This window comes from Ferrimonas sp. YIN67, assembly GCF_057219095.1.
In genome coordinates this window covers 795,583-813,706 of sequence record NZ_JBXVVJ010000001.1, presented here as the reverse complement: position 1 = coordinate 813,706, position 18,124 = coordinate 795,583, and the positions used below count along the sequence as shown (strand labels likewise).

Genomic DNA, 18,124 nt, shown 5'->3' with positions numbered 1-18,124 from the left:
GCACCATCGAAACGTTAGCCGAGTTTGGGTTATCAAAGTCTGGCCATGGCATTGTGTTCACGTCTAAGGTAAGTTTTGCCAACGCGCGCCGGTCTATGCTGTAAGACGCCACTGAATGAAAGGAAATGATGAGATGAAGAAAGCACTCTCCATTGTGATCGCGGGTGCCCTGAGCCTGGGGACCGCCCTGGCGGACGACGCCACGGGTAAAGCCAAGGCTGCATTGCAGGAAAAGCTGGGGATCTCGGCCACCGAGCTAACCGTGGCACCCATTGAGGGCTTTTTTCAGGTGATCACCCCCCAGGGGCTGCTCTATGTCAGCGCCGACGGTACGCGTTTACTGCACGGCAATGTTTATGACATCGAGAATGGCATGACCAACCTCACCGAGCAGGCCATGGGGAGCGTACGCAAGGCCAAGCTGGAGGCCATGGAGGACTCGATGATTGTCTTTCCGGCCAAGGACGAGCAGTACGTGGTGACCGTCTTTACCGATATCAGCTGTGGTTACTGCCGCAAGCTGCATGATGACATGGCCGGTTACAACGAGCGCGGGATCACCATCCGGTACTTGGCTTTCCCCCGTGGTGGCCAGGGCACAGCGGCCTGGCGTGAGATGGAAAGCGTCTGGTGTGCCGAGGATAAACAGGAGGCGATGACCACGGCCAAGGCCAGTGGTAAAGCCGGTGCGGCCAAACAGTGTGACAACCAGGTGGCCGAACACTATGCCCTGGGTGGTACTTTCGGCGTAAGCGGTACTCCCGCACTGGTGCTGGAAAATGGTACTCTGGTGCCGGGTTACCTGCCGCCTGAGCGCTTGCTGATGGCCCTGAAAACCCAGTAAGCTAGCGTACGACCGATAAGCCCAAAGGCGTGCGTGATGCACGCCTTTTGTTTTTTCTCCGACCGAGCCTGCCCATGGTAAATCTGATCCGTCGCCCCTTGGTGGATGACAGCCATCTGCCCGATACCCTTGCGCCCCTGCTACGCCAGATCTACGCCCGCCGTGGCGTGGCCGATCCCAAGGCTCTGCAACTGGAGTTGGTCGACTTGCTGGATCCGCAAACCCTGTCCGGCGCAGCCCAAGGTGCCGCCCTGTTGGCCGATGCCATCGCCGCCAATCGCCGGATCCTGATCGTCGGGGACTTCGATGCCGATGGCGCCACCTCGAGTGCCCTCTCCATGCTGGCGTTGCGGGCCATGGGGGCCCAATTTGTCGACTACCTGGTGCCTAATCGCTTTGATTATGGCTACGGCCTGAGTCCGGCGCTGGTGGAATTGGCAGTGCAGGCCGGTGCCGAGGTGTTGATCACCGTGGACAACGGGATCTCCGCACACTCTGGGGTGCAGGCCGCAAAAGATGCGGGGATGACGGTTATTGTCACGGATCACCACCTTCCTGGTGCCACCCTGCCTAATGCCGATGTGATCATCAACCCCAACCGGGACGAATGCCCCTTCGTCTCCAAGGCGATGGCCGGGGTCGGGGTCGCCTTCTATCTGATGCTGGCCCTGCGCGGTGAGCTGCGTCAGCGCAACTGGTTCGCCCAGGCACAATTACCCCTGCCCAACATGGCCGAATTGCTCGATATCGTGGCCCTGGGCACGGTTGCGGACGTGGTGCCGCTGGATCACAACAACCGTTTGCTGGTGCAGCAGGGGCTGCGACGGATCCGAGCGGGACGCTGCCGACCCGGGATCAAGGCGCTGCTGGAGGTGGCCCAGCGGGAGCCCGCCCGCCTGGTGGCCTCGGATCTGGGCTTTGCCGTGGGGCCGAGGCTCAATGCGGCGGGTCGTCTGGATGACATGTCCCTGGGGATAGCCTGCCTGCTGGCGGATGATATGGTCGAAGCGCGTCAGATCGCCTCCGAGCTGGATCGACTCAACCAGGAAAGACGGGAGATAGAACAGGGGATGCAGGAGGAAGCGGTGCAGGCGCTGGCTCGCTTGGATCTCTCTGGTGAAGCCCTGCCCTGGGGCGTTGCCCTGTACCAGAGCGATTGGCATCAGGGAGTGATCGGGATCCTGGCCTCGCGCATCAAGGAGCAGTTCCACCGCCCGGTGATCGCCTTCGCCGATGCGGGCAATGGCGAGATCAAGGGCTCGGCCCGCTCCATTCCCGGCTTGCACATGCGGGATCTGTTGGAGGGGATCGATACCCGCCACCCGGGAATGATCCTCAAGTTTGGGGGGCATGCCATGGCCGCCGGACTCAGCCTGCGCGAAGTGGATTACGATCGATTTGCCAGCGCTTATGATCAAGCGGTGCGAGCAACCCTGGAGGAGGAAGCCCTGACCGGCGTGCTATTGTCCGACGGAGAGCTGACGGCAGCCGAGCTTAACCTGGAAACAGCGGGCCTGCTGCGCAGTGCCGGTCCCTGGGGCCAGAACTTCCCCGAACCCCTGTTCGATGGCAGGTTCCGTATTCTCGATCAGCGTCTGGTGGGGCAGAAACATCTGAAGCTGGCGGTGGAGAGTGAGTGTGGCCAGGTGCAGCTCGACGCCATCGCCTTCAATGTGGATCTCAAAACTTGGCCTAATGCCTCAGTGGCTTGGGTAACCCTGGCGTACAAGCTGGACATCAATCACTGGCGCGGGCGTGACAGTGTCCAGTTGCTGGTGGAATACCTCGAGCCGGCTTAACCCAACGAAACCCTGACTCAACATACCACTCAAATCTGGTGAAAACGTTGAGCCTCGCTGCGCCGGGCGTCAACCTACGCGGGGAAAACCGTTGAGCCTCGCTGCGCTTGACGTCAACCTACGCGGGAAACCGTAAACCCGGACAAAATTGTAGGTTGAGTTGAGCCTAAGCGAAGCTCAACACCCACCAACCAAAACCGCCGTAAACCGTTGAGCCTCGCTCCGCTCGACGTCAACCTACGAGGGAAACCGTAAACCCGGACAAAATTGTAGGTTGAGTTGAGCCTAAGCGAAGCTCAACACCCATCCCCCCAAACCGCCGCAAAGCGTTGAGCCTCGCTGCTCCGGGCGTCAACCTACGAGGGAAACCGGGGAATAACGTTGAGCCTCGCTCCGCTCGACGTCAACCTACGCTGGTACCGGAGATCTGCGCAGAATCGTAGGTTGAGTTGAGCCTAAGCGAAGCTCAACACCCATTCCCCAAACCGCCGCAAACCGTTGAGCCTCGCTCCGCCGGGCGTCAACCTACGCGGGAATGTCGGGACAAAATTGTAGGTTGAGTTGAGCCTAAGCGAAGCTCAACACCCACCAACCAAAACCGCCGTAAACCGTTGAGCCTCGCTGCGCCGGGCGTCAACCTACGCGGGATCATCGGGACAAAATTGTAGGTTGAGTTGAGCCTAGGCGAAGCTCAACACCCATCCCCCAAACCGCCGCAAAACGTCGAGCCTCGCTGCGCCGGGCGTCAACCTACGCGGGGAAACCGTTGAGCCTCGCTGCGCTCGACGTCAACCTACGAGGGGAAACCGGGGAAACCGGGGAACCGTTGAGCCTCGCTCCGCTCGACGTCAACCTACGCGGGAATGTCGGGACAAAATTGTAGGTTGAGTTGAGCCTAAGCGAAGCTCAACACCCATCCCCAAAAACCGCCGCAAACCGTTGCGCCTCATTGCGCCGTGCATGAACGGATCCCGAGGAACAGCCAGGGCAACCCAGGGCCGCCAGATGCTGCACGAATGTGATAAAGTGTGGGGTTCGTATCGTTCTAGTACGTTGTATTTACTGAAGTGTTCGATGGAGTTTCGATGTTCGCCACCTTGAGTGCCATCCTGTTTCCCCTGTTTGCCATCGCCCTGACGGGCTTTCTCCTGGCACGGACGATAAAGCCGGATTTCAGTCAGATGAACCGGATCAATATGGCCGTCTGTGTGCCCGCCCTGGTGTTCAGCTCCCTGTTGCAACTGCCATTGGCCAATAGCGGAGTACAAGATCTGATCCTGGCCTGCATCATTGCTGTCCTCCTGCCCGGAGTCCTGATCTGGCCCCTGGCCCGCCTATTGGGACTGTCCTTCCCCTTGTGGGCACTGCCGCAGATGTTTCGCAATGGTGGCAATCTGGCCATTCCCCTGTTTTTCTTTGCCTTTGGTGAGGTTGCACAAGAGCCTGCCGTACTGCTGTTTGCCGTCGCCTCCATGCTGCACCTGACCATAGGGCTGGCCTTGTTTCAGGGCAAACTGTCTCTGTCGGGCCTGCTGAGCTCGCCCCTGATGCCTGCCGCCTTGCTGGCCGTCGGCCTGAACCTGAGCGGGATCACCCTGTGGAATCCCTTAATCCAGGCGGCGGAGCTGGCGGGCCAGGCAGCCATTCCCCTGATGCTGTTGGGCCTGGGCGGGCAGCTGGTGCGGCTCCACTGGCGCGATCTCAAGTTGGGCGTCGCGGCCACCCTGCTGGGCCTGCTCACCGGGGCCATCACCTTCGGGGTGGTCGAGCTGGTCATGGATCTGCCCCTGCTGCACCGTCAGATGATGCTGCTGTTCTGCATGCTGCCGCCGGCGGTGATGAATTACCTGTTTGCCGAGCGCTATAACGTGTCGCCCCACCAGATGTCGGCGATGATCCTGTTTGGCAACTTTTTAACCCTGATCACCCTGCCCATCCTGCTGATCCTGGCCTTTCAGCTGGCCTGAGGCATCGCCAAAATGCCGGGAATAAAGGGCGCTTTGCCCCCAGATCGTGGCTAGCGCCGACAAGCTATGATTATTCAGGTATAATTCGCGCCCGTATTTTTCAGTCGGTCAGGAATCACCATGAGTTTTGCTTCCCAGGGCTTTGGCCCGGAAATCGTTCGCGCCGTCACCGAGTGCGGCTACGACAAGATGACCCCGGTCCAGCGCAAGGCGATCCCCGCCGCGCGCAAGGGGCGGGATATCCTGGCCAACGCCCAGACCGGCACAGGTAAGACCGCCGCCTTCTCGCTGCCCATTATCCAACAGCTGCTGGACAACCCGAAGCAGCGCCAGGGCCGTCAGATCCGCGCCCTGATCCTCGCCCCCACCCGGGAGTTGGCTGCCCAGATCGCCACCAACTGCCGTGACTACACCCAATACGCCGAACTGACGGTAGAGGTGGTTTACGGTGGCACCAAGATGGCCGGTCAGGCGGAGCGGCTGAAAAATGGCGTCGATATCCTGGTTGCTACCCCAGGACGCCTGCTGGAGCACGTCAGCGAGGGCAATGTCAGCCTGAGCCAGGTGGCCCATCTGGTATTGGATGAAGCGGACCGTATGCTCGATATGGGCTTTGCCGGCGAGCTAAAGCGGGTGATGGCGTTGGTGCCACCCAAGCATCAAACCATGCTGTTCTCCGCCACCTACCCACCGAAGATGAAGCAATTGGCCACCCAGAGCCTGAGCAACCCGGTTGTCGTCGCCGTGGCACCACAAAATGCCACCGCCGAAACCGTCTCCCACGTGATCTATCCCGTTGATGACGAGCGCAAGCTGGATCTGGTGGTAGAGCTGATCGGTCGTAAAAACTGGAACCAGGTGTTGGTGTTCGCCAACTACAAGGAGTCCGTCGACGCCGTGGTTGCGGAGCTCAACCAATACGGCGTGCCTGCCGCAGCCTGTCATGGTGACAAGGGGCAGGGAGCTCGTCGTCGTGCCCTGCGGGAGTTTAAGGAAGGAAAGATCCGTGTACTGGTGGCCACCGATGTGGCCGCTCGGGGCCTGGATATCCAGGGCCTGCCCTATGTCCTTAACTACGACGTACCATTCTTGGCCGAGGACTATGTCCACCGCATCGGTCGCACCGGTCGTGCCGGACAACGGGGCCATGCCATCTCCCTGGTGGGACGCGACGAGGAGCTCTCCGTCGCCCAGATCGAGAACCTAATCGGCCAGCAGATCCATCGCATCAACCAACCGGGTTATGCGGTCAAAGATCGTACCAACCTGATCTACGAAGTGCACAACAAGCAACGCTATACCCGTAAGCAGGCTCGGGCCAACAACCCCACCGACCAAAGCGCCGGTGAGCGAGCCATGCGGGCCCGCAAAGGCAAGGCCAAGCGATAAGTCTTCGGTGCTGGTTTCAGATGCCGGGCGCTAAGATCCGGGTGCCCGGTAGCGCTTCCGAACACAGGCACTTCCAAGAGACAAGGCTCTCCCCGAGAGCCTTGTTCCATATCGGCCTGACTGCTAACGTAAAATGAAATCAAACGTTCGTTTTAACGCAGGGCAAGCGATGAGCAAGTTTAAGCAAGATTACCCCATCTGGATGGAACAGCCGGTGGCCTGGGGCGAGATGGATGCCTTAGGGCATGTGAACAACGTGGTGTACTTCCGTTATTTCGAAAATGTGCGGATCCATTTTTTTCAAAAGTTGGAGATGCTCGAGCACCTTACGGCCGAAGGGTTGGCCCCCATCCTGTCCGCGACTCAGGCCCGCTACCGCCGCCCGGTGGTGTTCCCCGACCAACTGCTACTGGGAGTTCGGATCGGTGAGCTCAAGTCCGATCGCCTGGTTATGGAGTACGGGATCTACAGCCAGACCCAGCAAGCCCTGGTTACTCGGGGCAGCGCCGAAGTCGTGTGCATCGACATCCAGAGCGGCCGCCCCCGGCCATTGCCCCACGCCCTGTATCAGGCACTGGAGGCCCTTTAAATGATTTCAGACCGTCACTCCCGGCTGGCGGTCTGAATTTGCCTCTTAGAGCCGATATTGGCTGACCCGTTGAACCAGCCCCTCACCTCCGGCATGGATCTGTCCGGCACTGTGCAACTGCTGCTGGCTCAGCCGCTCCAGTTCATCCACCGCCTCGGCGACGGCTTTGGCATTCAGGCTGATCTGCTCCGTCCCCTGACTCTGCTCCGTACTGGCCAGGGCGATCTCCGTGACCATGGTATGAAGCTGGGCATTGGCGTCGGCGATCTGCTCGAAATGAAGCCGGGCCTGACGGACTTGTTCTGAGGTGCGGTCGGCTCCCTCACTGTTATCGTGGATCACCGCCACCACATCGTCACTGTGCTGTTGTAGCTGAACGATCATCTGACGGATCTCCCCTGTCGCTCCCTGGGTTCGCAATGCCAATGCCCTGACCTCCTCAGCTACGACAGAGAATCCACGGCCCTGCTCACCGGCCCGCGCCGATTCTATGGCTGCATTGAGTGCCAGCAGGTTCGTTTGCTCGGCGATCCCCTCGATGTTTTGCAGTACCTTGGCGATCCCCGCACAGCTGCCCGCCAGGGCTTCCACCACGGGGGCCGCTTGTTGCAACTGGCTGGCCACCCGGCTCATGCCTTCATTGGCCTCCTCCACCAGTATCCGTCCCTGTTGCGAGCGCTCCACCGTTTGAGCCACATTGGTCACCGCCTGCTTGGCATTACCTGTGATCTGAGCCGTCGCTGCGACCAACTCATCCAGGGCTGCACTGGTCTTTTGCAACTGGCTCAACTGGAGCTGGGTTTGTCGCTGGGCCTGATCCGCCAATACCTGACCCTCCCCGGCACTGTCTCGGGCCGCAATGATCCCCTCACGAAGCTGCCCCAATGTGCCATTCAGGTTAGCCATCACGCCATTAAAGCTCTCGGCCAGCAGCACCATTTCGGCGCTACCCTGAACCGGGAGGCGCTGGGTCAGATCCCCACGACCATCGGCAATGCCCCGCAGCGACCGGTTCAGCCGACGCAGGGGCTCCAATTGCCAGCGAGCCAAAGTGCGAAACCCCAGCATTGCCAGTAACAGGATCCCCAGCGCCACCCCCCCACTTTTCACCAGGGTCAGTCGTAGGTGGGCCAACGCTTGGGACTTATCGACATAGGCAAGGGTCATCAATTCAAACCCCTCGACAGGGGCCAGATCGAGCAACACGGTGCGTCCCGCCAGCATACTTTCTCGGGACCCTGGGACCAGGGCCAGTCCTGCGAGATCGGCATAGTGCCGGGTCAGAGGCTGGCCGATACGCCCCGTTTGGCGATGCGCAAAGATCCGCCCCTGGGAATCGATCACCATCACCTCGCCGGCAGCGGGCAGCTCGATGCGCCCAAGACGCTCGAGGATCTCGGTGATCTCCAGATCGGCCCCCGCGACCCCTAACCAACGTCCCTGGGGATCGAAGATCGGGGCACCAAAAGAGGTCACCAGGCTGCCGGTGGCCGTGGCCACACTGGGCGCATCCATAAAGACGTCATGGTGCCCAAGTTGCCATTGACGCTCTACCGCCTGGTACCAACCTGTCTGGCGAAAATCATCCTGTGGCGGAAAGCGCGTCTCGTTGGCGTTATGCTGCTCACCGTCCCGGTAAACCATAAACGTATTTTCAAATCCGCCTGCATCCCGGGCCTGGCGCAGTGGCTCCAGGATCGCGCTGCCCTGGGCTGAGAGCCGAGTCGTACTTAATATCCGCTTCTTACCGTCGAACCACTCACCGAGATAACGGCCATAGTTGTCCAGCGCCACGGCCAACACCCTGTGCACTTCATCCATTGACCGGCCATACATGGCAATGCCGTGGCTGATCTGCAATCCGCTGGCAACCAGAAAACACGCCAAGGCACCTACCAGCGTCAAACGCGCGGCCAAAGATCCGGTGGCTCTCATCTTCTCTCCCTATTGTTCCGCGTCTCAAGATGCACCCCATGGGTGCCGCCTAATGAGCAATATCACCAGCACAGGTCCGGCAGGCGACTGATTTTTCAATGAATACGTATGCAAGCGGGCTAGGTAAGGCCTGGGTTTGTTGTAGTCAGCTAAATCCGGGCACCCGTTTATACCGAACCTCGGCTTCTCCGGTTTTTCCGCGTAGGTTGACGCCCGGCGCAGCGAGGCTCAACGAAAGCCAATTTCGCGGTTTTCTCCGGTATCCCCGCGTAGGTTGACGCCCGGCGGAGCGAGGCTCAACGAAAGCCAATTTCGCGATTTCCCCGATCTCCCCGGTATCCCCGCGTAGGTTGACGTCGAGCGAAGCGAGGCTCAACGAAAGCCAATTTCTCGGTTTTCCCGATTTCCCCGGCACAGGTTGACGCCCGACCAGGCCAGCAGGAAGGCGAAGGATTGTGGAATGAGCGGCACCATCATGCGATGCCTGCCGCCCTCCTTTAGGTTTCGTTCACGGAACCTAAAACCCCAGCGGGATCCCGAAGCTGAAGAAGCCGATCAGCAGCATCGACCAGGCCAGCAGTAAGGCGAAGGATTGTGGAATGAGCGGCACCATCATGCGATGCCTGCCGCCCTCCTTTAGGTTTCGTTCACGGAACCTAAAACCCCAGCGGGATCCCGAAGCTGAAGAAGCCGATCAGCAGCATCGACCAGGCCAGCAGTAAGGCGAAGGATTGTGGAATGAGCGGCACCATCATGCGATGCCTGCCGCTCTCCTTTAGGTTTCGTTCACGGAACCTAAAACCCCAGCGGGATCCCGAAGCTGAAGAAGCCGATCAGCAGCATCGACCAGGCCAGCAGGAAGGCGAAGGATTGTGGAATGAGCGGCACCATCATGCGATGCCTGCCGCCCTCCTTTAGGTTTCGTTCACGGAACCTAAAACCCCAGCGGGATCCCGAAGCTGAAGAAGCCGATCAGCAGCATCGACCAGGCCAGCAGTAAGGCGAAGGATTGTGGAATGAGCGGCACCATCATGCGATGCCTGCCGCTCTCCTTTAGGTTTCGTTCACGGAACCTAAAACCCCAGCGGGATCCCGAAGCTGAAGAAGCCGATCAGCAGCATCGACCAGGCCAGCAGGAAGGCGAAGGAATACGGCACCATCATGATGATCATCTCGCCGATGGAGAGATCGGGTTTGTACTTGCGCATAAAGGCCAGGATCACCCCGGCGTAGCCCATCATGGGGGTGATGATATTGGTGCAGGAGTCCGCCACCCGATAGGCCGCCGCCACCATGTCCGGCGTCATGGCACCGTTCACCTGATAGAGCATGGGAATGAAGATCGGCCCCAGCAGCATCCACTTGGAGACCAGTCCACCGACAAACAGGTTGATCACGGCCGTGACCAGGATAAAGCCGAGGATCAGCCCGATGGGGAAGGACTCCAGCCCCATCCCGGTGAGGAAGTTGGCCCCCAGGTAGGTGATGTAGGTGCCCAGCTCCGAGTGCTTCAGCAGCCCCAGGAAGTTGTAGCTAAAGAAGGTCAACACCAGGATATAGCCCAGGGTGTTCATCTGTTTCACCATCGCCTGAACCACGTCCGCCATTGCGCTAAAGCGTCCGGTCCGATAGCCAAAGGCCAGCCCCACCAAGGCAAACACCAGGGCGATCAGTATGATGACATTATCCAGATAGGGGGTGATGGTGCGCCCCGCCTCATTGGTGTAGGGCGCCAGGGGACCCAGGGCCAGGGCCAGCACCAACCCCAGGGCGGCGAGCAGACCCAGGCCCGCGGCCTTGAGTCCCTTTCGCTCGGTGTCGCTGAGGCGAAAGTCGGAGAGATCGATCTCTTCAGGCAGCACGTACGCCATCCGCTCCAGCCTGGGCTGAACGAAGCGTCGGGTCACAAAGCCGCCCACCAGCACCAGCATCAGGGTCGAGGCCAGGATGAAGTAGTAGTGCATGGTGGCGGGCGTCAGGGGATCTCCGGCGCCGTTTTCAAAGGGCACGCCCTGAGCCTCGGCAAAAGCCTGGGCATTGGTGCCAATGATCACATCCACCGGAGTAGCCGGCAGCAGGTTCGCAGAAAAACCGGCGGAGACCCCGGCAAAGGCGGCCGCCATGCCAATCAGCGGATTTTTTCCCAGGCCCGCATAGAGCAGACCCGCCAGGGGGATCAGCACCAGGTAGCCTGCGTCCGTGGCCATGGAGCTCATGATCCCGATAAAGATCACCGCCGGGGCCAACATTTTATCACTCAGGCGGCTGGCCAGAGCTTTGATCACCGCAGTCAACAGGCCGGAGTGTTCAGCGATCCCCACCCCCAGCATCACCACCAGGATCACCCCGAGTACACCATTACCGTAGGCCAGCCAGTTGGCCAGGATGGCATTATCAAACAGCCAGCGTATGTTTTCCGTGCTGGTCATGTCCTTGATGGTATAGGTAACGAGGCCACCGTCACGGCCCAGGGTTTCGAAGCTGTGGCCGCCGATCAGCGCGGTCAGGCCCAGTCCGGCTGCCAGCAGGAAGATAAAGATAATGACCGGATCGGGGATCGCCTTGCCGATCTTCTCTATACGGCTGATCAGGGCAGTTTGCGCCTCAGGTGTGACCTCTTTTTCGCTGTGAACCATGGCAGGATCTCTTGTCGTTATTATTGTGCGCCACAAGCTAACAGGCTGAGTTAAAAGTGTAAATATTCCTGGCCTAGTGGTGCTGAGTCGCTTGGTTGCGATTTTTTCCCCCTCCCCCCTTTAAAAGCGAATCGACCGCTCCCAGATCCTTATTGCGGGTGCTCAAGGGAGGCCCGCCGAAGAGGCCCGAGTGGCTCTGGTATCAACACAATTTTGTTGCTCAAACGAGGACACACACTATGCGTACTTTTGATCTGACCCCCCTGTATAAATCCGCCATCGGTTTTGATCGTTTTGCCAAGGTGATGGATGAGGCGATGCGCCATGAACAAAATGGCTTCCCCCCCTACAACATCGAGCTGGTTAAAGAGGATCACTACCGGATCACCATGGCCGTCGCCGGTTTCGACGAGTCTGAGCTGGATATTGAGGTCGAGGGGGACACCCTGCTGGTCGAAGGCCGCCGCCAGAAGGGCGAAGAGGGCCGCCAGTTCCTGCATCAGGGCATTGCCGAGCGCAACTTCAAGCGCCGCTTCCGCCTGGCCGAGCACGTCAAGGTGACCAATGCCGACCTGCGCAACGGCCTGCTCGATATCGAACTGGTTCGTGAAATTCCCGAGGCGATGAAGCCCCGCAAGATCAACATCGGCGGTGAGCGGGTACTGGAAGCCAAAGCCAGCTAAGCCCCATTACCAAACAAGATGCATAAAGCCGGGAACCATCCCGGCTTTTTTGATCCCAAACTCCAAAGCCCCTCCCTCTGGCTGAACCGCCACTTAGCGGTTTGGACACCTCAGAGTCCTCGTCCTGTTATCACCCTCTTGTTTTCACACGACTAAGAGCAAAAATCCTCGGGACAGATGGGATCGGGGTCACTATAATCGGCGCCATAACCACCGGAGAATTTCCTATGTCCCAAGATCTGTTAAAAAAAGCCGCCGGCTGGGCCGCGCTGGATTACGTCGAAAAGAACACCATCGTCGGTGTGGGCACCGGCAGTACGGTGAACCACTTTATCGATGCCCTGGGCACCATGGCTGATCAGATCAAAGGAGCCGTCTCCAGCTCTGAAGCCTCCACCGAGCGTCTCAAGGCCCTGGGGATCGAGGTGTTCGATATGAACAGCGTCAGCGAACTTTCCATCTATGTGGACGGTGCCGATGAGATCAACCACCAGATGGAGATGATCAAAGGCGGCGGCGCTGCCCTGACCCGGGAGAAGATCGTTGCCTCCATCGCCAAGCAGTTTGTCTGCATCGCCGATGGCAGCAAGCTGGTGGATGTAATGGGCAGCTTTCCCCTGCCGGTAGAGGTGATCCCCATGGCCCGCGCCGCCGTGGCCCGTGAGATCGTCAAGTTGGGGGGAGATCCCATCTTCCGCGAAGGTTGTATTACCGATAACGGTTGCCAGATCCTGGATGTACACAACCTGAAGATCACCGATGCCAAGGGCCTGGAGCAGCACCTCAACAACCTGCCAGGTGTCGTCACCAATGGCTTGTTTGCCTTCCGCGGCGCCGATGTGCTGCTGCTGGGCGAAGAGGGCGGCGTCCGCACCGTTAAGCCTTAAGGCGGAGCACCCTCAAAACGCCCCCGCACCTATCGGTGCGGGGGCGTTTTTGCATTTTCGGATGGATCCCGAGCCGGTGTTGAGCGTTGTTGCCCTGGGCTTTTGGAGTTTCCCCGGTTTCCCCTCGTAGGTTGACGTCCGGCGGAGCGAGGCTCAACGGTTTGCGGCGGTTTGGGGGATGGGTGTTGAGCTTCGCTTAGGCTCAACTCAACCTACAATTTTGTCCCGACATTCCCCGCGTAGGTTGACGTCGAGCGGAGCGAGGCTCAACGGTTTCCCCGGTTCCCCCGGTCTCCCCGCGTAGGTTGACGCCCGGCGCAGCGAGGCTCAACGTTTTACGGCGGTTTTTGGGGGATGGGTGTTGAGCTTCGCTGGGGCTCAACTCAACCTACAATTTTGTCCCGATGATCCCTCGTAGGTTGACGCCCGGCGCAGCGAGGCTCAACGGTTTGCGGCGGTTTGGGGAATGGGTGTTGAGCTTCGCTTAGGCTCAACTCAACCTACAATTTTGTCCCGACACTCCCCTCGTAGGTTGACGTCGAGCGCAGCGAGGCTCAACGGTTTCCCCGGTTCCCCCGGTTTCCCCTCGTAGGTTGATGTCGAGCGGAGCGAGGCTCAACGGTTTCCCCGGTTCCCCCGCGAGGCTCAACGGTTTGCGGCGGTTTGGGGGGATGGGTGTTGAGCTTCGCTTAGGCTCAACTCAACCTACAATTTTGTCCCGACATTCCCCGCGTAGGTTGACGCCCGGCGGAGCGAGGCTCAACGGTTTGCGGCGGTTTTTGGGGATGGGTGTTGAGCTTCGCTTAGGCTCAACTCAACCTACAATTTTGTCCCGACACTCCCCGCGTAGGTTGACGCCCGGCGCAGCGAGGCTCAACGGTTTCCCCGGTTCCCCCGGTTTCCCCTCGTAGGTTGACGTCGAGCGGAGCGAGGCTCAACGGTTTCCCCGGTTTCCCCTCGTAGGTTGACGTCGAGCGCAGCGAGGCTCAACGTTTTACGGCGGTTTTTGGGGGATGGGTGTTGAGCTTCGCTTAGGCTCAACTCAACCTACAATTTTGTCCCGACATTCCCCTCGTAGGTTGACGCCCGGCGGAGCGAGGCTCAACGGTTTCCCCGCGAGGCTCAACGGTTTGCGGCGGTTTGGGGGGATGGGTGTTGAGCTTCGCTTAGGCTCAACTCAACCTACAATTTTGTCCCGGTTCCCCCGGTTTCCCCGGTTTCCCCTCGTAGGTTGACGTCGAGCGCAGCGAGGCTCAACGGTTTCCCCGGTTCCCCCGGTTTCCCCTCGTAGGTTGATGTCGAGCGGAGCGAGGCTCAACGGTTTCCCCGGTTCCCCCGCGAGGCTCAACGGTTCCCCCGGTTCCCCCGGTTTCCCCTCGTAGGTTGACGCCCGGCGGAGCGAGGCTCAACGGTTTCCCCGCGAGGCTCAACGGTTTGCGGCGGTTTGGGGGGATGGGTGTTGAGCTTCGCTTAGGCTCAACTCAACCTACAATTTTGTCCCGGTTCCCCCGGTTCCCCCGGTTTCCCCGGTTTCCCCTCGTAGGTTGACGTCGAGCGCAGCGAGGCTCAACGGTTTCCCCGGTTCCCGGTTTCCCCTCGTAGGTTGATGTCGAGCGGAGCGAGGCTCAACGGTTTCCCCGGTTCCCCCGAGAGGCTCAACGGTTTACGGCGGTTTGGGGAATGGGTGTTGAGCTTCGCTGGGGCTCAACTCAACCTACAATTTTGTCCGGGTTTACGGCTTCCCGCGTAGGTTGACGTCGAGCGCAGCGAGGCTCAACGGTTTACGGCGGTTTGGGGGGATGGGTGTTGAGCTTCGCTCATCTCACCTGGGTATTAATGCAACCCGAGAGTGAACATCATGGACTCGGTGGCGGTGTTGTAGCCGACCCCGATGGCTACATTACCGGGCAGGGCATAACGCAAGCCATATTCGACTCCCCAACGGTGATCTTTCTCGGTATGCCAGGTGGGTTTGCCTTCTGTACTGAGGGGCATGATGTTGTCCGTATACTTGAGCTCATCGGTTAATCGGGCAACGCCACCAAAGACACTGAGGTCGGCAATCAGGCGGTAGCTCAGGCCAAAACGGCCCATGGTGCGGCGGGTTTTGGCTTCACCGGGCGCATCGACATTGACTGAGCTTGACCCCCCCCAGGCGAAGCCACCGTAATAGCCCCAGTCCGGGTAATGGGGATCATAGTGATGCGGTGCCAGGGTAACGCCCCAGAGATCGCCCTCCTTCATATTGAAGTGGTCGGCCGCCAGTATGACGTAGGGCATGCGAGTGAGCAGATCGCCACGGGGTCGCGCCGCCTGATCGGAAAGCTGGAAGGCCTGAGCGGGTAGGGACAGTAGCAGGATTGAGGCTAAGAATAGGGCGCGCATAATCACAGGTGAGTGAGCCAAAACGGCATTCTCAGCCTGTCATGGGAGTGGGGCAAAGCCTAAACCGGTAAATTGGGATCCGGATCATCTCCCGATAGTCAGTCCATTTGAACACCGCGAGGCCCATGGGATTCAGGGCGACACCCGCTTGCTTGAGCTTGGTTCATACTTACTGCTGTCTTGCAGTGGTACGGAGGACAATGCCATGAGTCGAAACTACGCCAACGTTGAAGTGTTCCATGATGCCAGCGCAGTGGATACGGAGGGGTGGCAGGCACGCTTGGTGTTTTGGGATGAGTACACCAATGATGTCTTTCACAGCAGCGGGATCCCCCTGGATGCCCATTCGGGTGAGGAGGCTGTCGAGAAGGCCAGTGAGCAGTTAGGTGTTCAGCGCCAGTTTGTGCATCTGGCCCTGTAGGCTTTTCAGCCAGCTCTTGCTGGCGTGCGGCTTGCCCTTGCTTGTGCTCGCACTGGCTTATGCCTTGGTGGCGATCCTCTGATGGATGTTATTCCACTGTTCGGGGAAACGACCCTCAATCAGGTACACATAGGCAATCAGCTCGGCGATGATGAGGTAGAGCTGGGGGGGGATCCGCTCTCCCAGCTCTAACTTGGCCAACAGCTCCGCCAGTTGGGGATCTTGGTGCACCATGACTCCGGCTTCCTCGGCCAGGGTACGGATCTGGGCAGCCACTTCACCTTCACCGCTGGCGGTGACGATGGGGGCGGTTTGCCCATCGTATTTAAGGGCAACGGCCTTGTTACTCGGGGGGGATTTATCGTTCATAGGTCAGCATGGGCCTTCCATCGGTGAGTTTATCCGGCACTGAGCCGATCCGGCATTGCAGGGGGGCGACAGGGATCCCGGCAGTGCCGAAGCGCTCGCACAGGGCGTCGAAGTGTTGCTGGGCCTGCTCCTTGAGAAGTTGGCTGGTAGTGGTCATATCCAGACTTAAGTTGCTTGCCTGATAGCGGGCCTTGATCAGCATCGCGCCCTGATCCAGCTCAAACCTCAGTACCAGCAGCCAGGCACCTTGTTCATCATCCGGGGTGCTCTGATAGTGCTGCAGGGAGAGTTGGAGTTCTCGTTGCTCTTGTTGGTGTCCATAAGGCAAGGCTAAAAACAGTAGTGGGTGCTCACTGTCGGGTTGGCTCTGCTGTTGGAACTGGGTCAGATCCCGGATCATCGGGGCCAGCTTATTGAGCATTTCCTGACGGCTTGCCGGGTTTAGCAGGCTTTCCTCCTCCTCTTCATGGCGACTTCGGCTACGCACACCCAGTAGACGCTGCCAGGTTTGCGCTAGCGGCCCCAGTGGCGGCGCCAATCCACTGGCCATAGGGAAGCGACCGATCTGAGCAAAAAGGTGAGCCAGCAAGATGGGGTTGGCCAGTTGACTCAGGCTTGGCAGGGGAAGGGGAGTCAAGGCGCTTTGTCCCATCTGCGGGGCGATCTGACGGATCAACTGGGCCAGGGGATCCTGACGCAACTGGGCTGCTGTTTGCCCTTCAAAGGGGCGTGCCTGGACGGCAGGTTGACCTTGAGCCGCTTGCTGGTTTGTCGAGGGCGGTGGCGTCACCGGCAATAGCCGCAAGATCTGGGCCAGGCGATAAAGCTGGAGCCTGGGAGGTTCGCCACTTTGCAGGCGTAGCAGCCAATCGCCATTGGGTGGCAAAGGGAAGGGCAGAGGGAGGCTGCCTTGTGGCAGTTGAATGCTGGCCTTGCCCTGGGGATCACTGCGTACAGGTAGCGCGACATTGGGGGCACTGAGTTGCTGGAGTAGTCTCTGGTTGATCGGCTCGGGCAGACTGGCCAACAGGCGGGATAGATCTGGCGAAGCGAGCCATTGTTGCAGGATGGGTTGACCCGCCTGCTGGCTCAGCACATAGGAGCCGGTGAGCGCCCCGGATGGACGGGAAAAGGAAAGGCTTTGACCGCCGCTGGTGACCGTCAAGGCACTGATCTCGGTGCGTACCGTTACCAGCCTTACCAGAGTGCCCAGTTGCTGGCTGTTGGCGCCCGCCGCAACAGGAAGAGATGATCCTAGGGAAAACACAGAGACTCCTGCCTGGGTTACGAAAAGGGTTATCGTGCATGGCAAAAATGATAAGCTTTTGCTAACTCAATGCGCGAAAAGACTTTTTTGTTTGCGTAAAGGCTCAGGTACCGAGCCCAAAACTCATGTGGTGCACTACCCTTGTTACTGATATCGGCCAGGATGGCAATGAGATTAAGGAGAGTGGATGTGATCAGAGCTTTTTCTCTGCTTGTATCCTTGCTGGTCGTGCTACCAGCGCTGGCCCAGGGCGTCGAGCAAGACGATTTTGGGATTGAGGAGCACTATACAGATCCGAGGGATCCTCTCGAGACCTTCAACCGATGGATGTGGACATTCAACTACGAATACTTCGACCGCTACCTGGCGCGTCCTGTTGTCCATGCCTATGCCAACTACATGCCCCAGCCCGGGCAAAAGGGCGTCGAGAACTTCGTCAACAACCTGGACGAGCCCTTCAGTGCCGTCAACAACCTGCTGCAGCTAAAGCCCGACTGGGCGGCTAATGCGACCGCCCGATTTTTGATCAACAGCACCCTGGGCGTAGCCGGTTTGATGGACATCGCCGCAGACATGGGCTTGCCCCGCAAGCAGGATCATTTTGGTGAAGTGCTGGGCTACTGGGGGGTGCCGGATGGTCCCTACCTGATGCTGCCGGTCTTGGGGCCCAGCTCAGTGCGGGATGAGGCCGGTGACATTGTTGATAAGCTCTATTTTCCTCATAGCTTGTTTAATTTTTGGCAGGCAGCCGGGCGCTGGATGCTGGACGGTCTGGCGACACGGTCTAAGCTTATTGAGCAAGAGGCATTGCTGGACAGCTCACTGGATCCTTATGCCTTTACCAAGGAAGCGTATTTTCAGTACATCGAATTCCAACTGTATGATGGCCAACCGCCGTTAAAGGAGGATGACGATGATTGGATGGATGACTACTTGGACGAGATGGACTGATA

At 59.2% G+C, this 18,124-nt stretch carries 14 protein-coding genes; 9 read left to right on the top strand and 5 right to left on the bottom strand.

Annotation, left to right across the window (positions count from 1 at the left end; genetic code table 11):
* Positions 1 to 133: 133 nt before the first annotated feature.
* The 5 genes from dsbC (at position 134) to AC2D8U_RS03110 (ending at position 6,588) form a co-directional block, all read left to right on the top strand.
* Positions 134 to 844 (top strand): bifunctional protein-disulfide isomerase/oxidoreductase DsbC, encoded by a 711-nt coding sequence (gene dsbC / locus AC2D8U_RS03130; RefSeq protein ID WP_484617582.1) that lies wholly within the window; start codon positions 134 to 136, stop codon positions 842 to 844.
* A 74-nt stretch (positions 845 to 918) separates the two neighbouring features.
* The gene (gene recJ / locus AC2D8U_RS03125) at positions 919 to 2,643 is read left to right on the top strand and encodes a single-stranded-DNA-specific exonuclease RecJ (RefSeq protein WP_484617581.1); all 1,725 of its coding nucleotides are present in this window, start codon (positions 919 to 921) and stop codon (positions 2,641 to 2,643) included.
* 1,085 nt (positions 2,644 to 3,728) lie between these two features.
* Positions 3,729 to 4,610, top strand: a complete 882-nt coding sequence (locus tag AC2D8U_RS03120) for an AEC family transporter (protein WP_484617580.1) — start codon at positions 3,729 to 3,731, stop codon at positions 4,608 to 4,610.
* Between the two features lie 120 nt (positions 4,611 to 4,730).
* Positions 4,731 to 5,999 carry a DEAD/DEAH box helicase gene (locus AC2D8U_RS03115; RefSeq protein ID WP_484617579.1) on the top strand — a complete coding sequence of 423 codons (1,269 nt, stop codon included), beginning with the start codon at positions 4,731 to 4,733 and terminating at the stop codon, positions 5,997 to 5,999.
* Between the two features lie 169 nt (positions 6,000 to 6,168).
* Positions 6,169 to 6,588 (top strand): acyl-CoA thioesterase, encoded by a 420-nt coding sequence (locus tag AC2D8U_RS03110; protein ID WP_484617578.1) that lies wholly within the window; start codon positions 6,169 to 6,171, stop codon positions 6,586 to 6,588.
* A 45-nt stretch (positions 6,589 to 6,633) separates the two neighbouring features.
* Here AC2D8U_RS03110 and AC2D8U_RS03105 read toward each other — a convergent pair whose 3' ends face one another.
* Together AC2D8U_RS03105 and AC2D8U_RS03100 are read right to left on the bottom strand one after the other, a co-directional pair.
* Positions 6,634 to 8,523, bottom strand: coding sequence for a methyl-accepting chemotaxis protein (locus tag AC2D8U_RS03105; RefSeq protein ID WP_484617577.1), 1,890 nt, complete (start codon positions 8,521 to 8,523; stop codon positions 6,634 to 6,636).
* 1,073 nt (positions 8,524 to 9,596) lie between these two features.
* Positions 9,597 to 11,159: an AbgT family transporter gene (locus AC2D8U_RS03100; protein WP_484617576.1), complete on the bottom strand. Its 1,563-nt coding sequence runs from the start codon at positions 11,157 to 11,159 to the stop codon at positions 9,597 to 9,599.
* A gap of 239 nt (positions 11,160 to 11,398) precedes the next feature.
* Between AC2D8U_RS03100 and AC2D8U_RS03095 the strand changes: the two genes are divergently transcribed.
* Positions 11,399 to 11,842, top strand: coding sequence for an Hsp20 family protein (locus tag AC2D8U_RS03095; RefSeq protein ID WP_484617575.1), 444 nt, complete (start codon positions 11,399 to 11,401; stop codon positions 11,840 to 11,842).
* 227 nt (positions 11,843 to 12,069) lie between these two features.
* Positions 12,070 to 12,729: a ribose-5-phosphate isomerase RpiA gene (rpiA, locus tag AC2D8U_RS03090; RefSeq protein WP_484617574.1), complete on the top strand. Its 660-nt coding sequence runs from the start codon at positions 12,070 to 12,072 to the stop codon at positions 12,727 to 12,729.
* 1,833 nt (positions 12,730 to 14,562) lie between these two features.
* On the opposite strand, the gene AC2D8U_RS03085 is transcribed toward rpiA, so the two are convergent.
* On the bottom strand, positions 14,563 to 15,114 hold the full coding sequence (locus tag AC2D8U_RS03085) for an outer membrane beta-barrel protein (RefSeq protein WP_484617573.1): 552 nt from the start codon (positions 15,112 to 15,114) through the stop codon (positions 14,563 to 14,565).
* A gap of 205 nt (positions 15,115 to 15,319) precedes the next feature.
* On the opposite strand from AC2D8U_RS03085, the gene AC2D8U_RS03080 reads away from it, so the two are divergent.
* Positions 15,320 to 15,535: a hypothetical protein gene (locus AC2D8U_RS03080; RefSeq protein WP_484617572.1), complete on the top strand. Its 216-nt coding sequence runs from the start codon at positions 15,320 to 15,322 to the stop codon at positions 15,533 to 15,535.
* 57 nt (positions 15,536 to 15,592) lie between these two features.
* Here the strand turns inward: AC2D8U_RS03080 and AC2D8U_RS03075 are convergent, their stop codons facing one another.
* Both AC2D8U_RS03075 and AC2D8U_RS03070 read right to left on the bottom strand, forming a co-directional pair.
* Positions 15,593 to 15,904: an EscU/YscU/HrcU family type III secretion system export apparatus switch protein gene (locus tag AC2D8U_RS03075; RefSeq protein ID WP_484617571.1), complete on the bottom strand. Its 312-nt coding sequence runs from the start codon at positions 15,902 to 15,904 to the stop codon at positions 15,593 to 15,595.
* Positions 15,894 to 17,171 carry a hypothetical protein gene (locus AC2D8U_RS03070; protein WP_484617570.1) on the bottom strand — a complete coding sequence of 426 codons (1,278 nt, stop codon included), beginning with the start codon at positions 17,169 to 17,171 and terminating at the stop codon, positions 15,894 to 15,896. Before AC2D8U_RS03070 ends, AC2D8U_RS03075 begins: the two co-directional genes overlap by 11 nt.
* Before the next feature lie 189 nt (positions 17,172 to 17,360).
* On the opposite strand from AC2D8U_RS03070, the gene AC2D8U_RS03065 reads away from it, so the two are divergent.
* Positions 17,361 to 18,122: an MlaA family lipoprotein gene (locus AC2D8U_RS03065; RefSeq protein ID WP_484617569.1), complete on the top strand. Its 762-nt coding sequence runs from the start codon at positions 17,361 to 17,363 to the stop codon at positions 18,120 to 18,122.
* Positions 18,123 to 18,124: the final 2 nt, after the last annotated feature.

Excerpts from the sequence above, each read along its gene's own strand:
- dsbC (WP_484617582.1), top strand. The coding sequence starts at position 134 with ATGAAGAAAGCACTCTCCATTGTGATCGCGGGTGCCCTGAGCCTGGGG.
- recJ (WP_484617581.1), top strand. The coding sequence starts at position 919 with ATGGTAAATCTGATCCGTCGCCCCTTGGTGGATGACAGCCATCTGCCC.
- AC2D8U_RS03120 (WP_484617580.1), top strand. The coding sequence starts at position 3,729 with ATGTTCGCCACCTTGAGTGCCATCCTGTTTCCCCTGTTTGCCATCGCC.
- AC2D8U_RS03115 (WP_484617579.1), top strand. The coding sequence starts at position 4,731 with ATGAGTTTTGCTTCCCAGGGCTTTGGCCCGGAAATCGTTCGCGCCGTC.
- AC2D8U_RS03110 (WP_484617578.1), top strand. The coding sequence starts at position 6,169 with ATGAGCAAGTTTAAGCAAGATTACCCCATCTGGATGGAACAGCCGGTG.
- AC2D8U_RS03105 (WP_484617577.1), bottom strand. The coding sequence starts at position 8,523 with ATGAGAGCCACCGGATCTTTGGCCGCGCGTTTGACGCTGGTAGGTGCC.
- AC2D8U_RS03100 (WP_484617576.1), bottom strand. The coding sequence starts at position 11,159 with ATGGTTCACAGCGAAAAAGAGGTCACACCTGAGGCGCAAACTGCCCTG.
- AC2D8U_RS03095 (WP_484617575.1), top strand. The coding sequence starts at position 11,399 with ATGCGTACTTTTGATCTGACCCCCCTGTATAAATCCGCCATCGGTTTT.
- rpiA (WP_484617574.1), top strand. The coding sequence starts at position 12,070 with ATGTCCCAAGATCTGTTAAAAAAAGCCGCCGGCTGGGCCGCGCTGGAT.
- AC2D8U_RS03085 (WP_484617573.1), bottom strand. The coding sequence starts at position 15,114 with ATGCGCGCCCTATTCTTAGCCTCAATCCTGCTACTGTCCCTACCCGCT.
- AC2D8U_RS03080 (WP_484617572.1), top strand. The coding sequence starts at position 15,320 with ATGAGTCGAAACTACGCCAACGTTGAAGTGTTCCATGATGCCAGCGCA.
- AC2D8U_RS03075 (WP_484617571.1), bottom strand. The coding sequence starts at position 15,904 with ATGAACGATAAATCCCCCCCGAGTAACAAGGCCGTTGCCCTTAAATAC.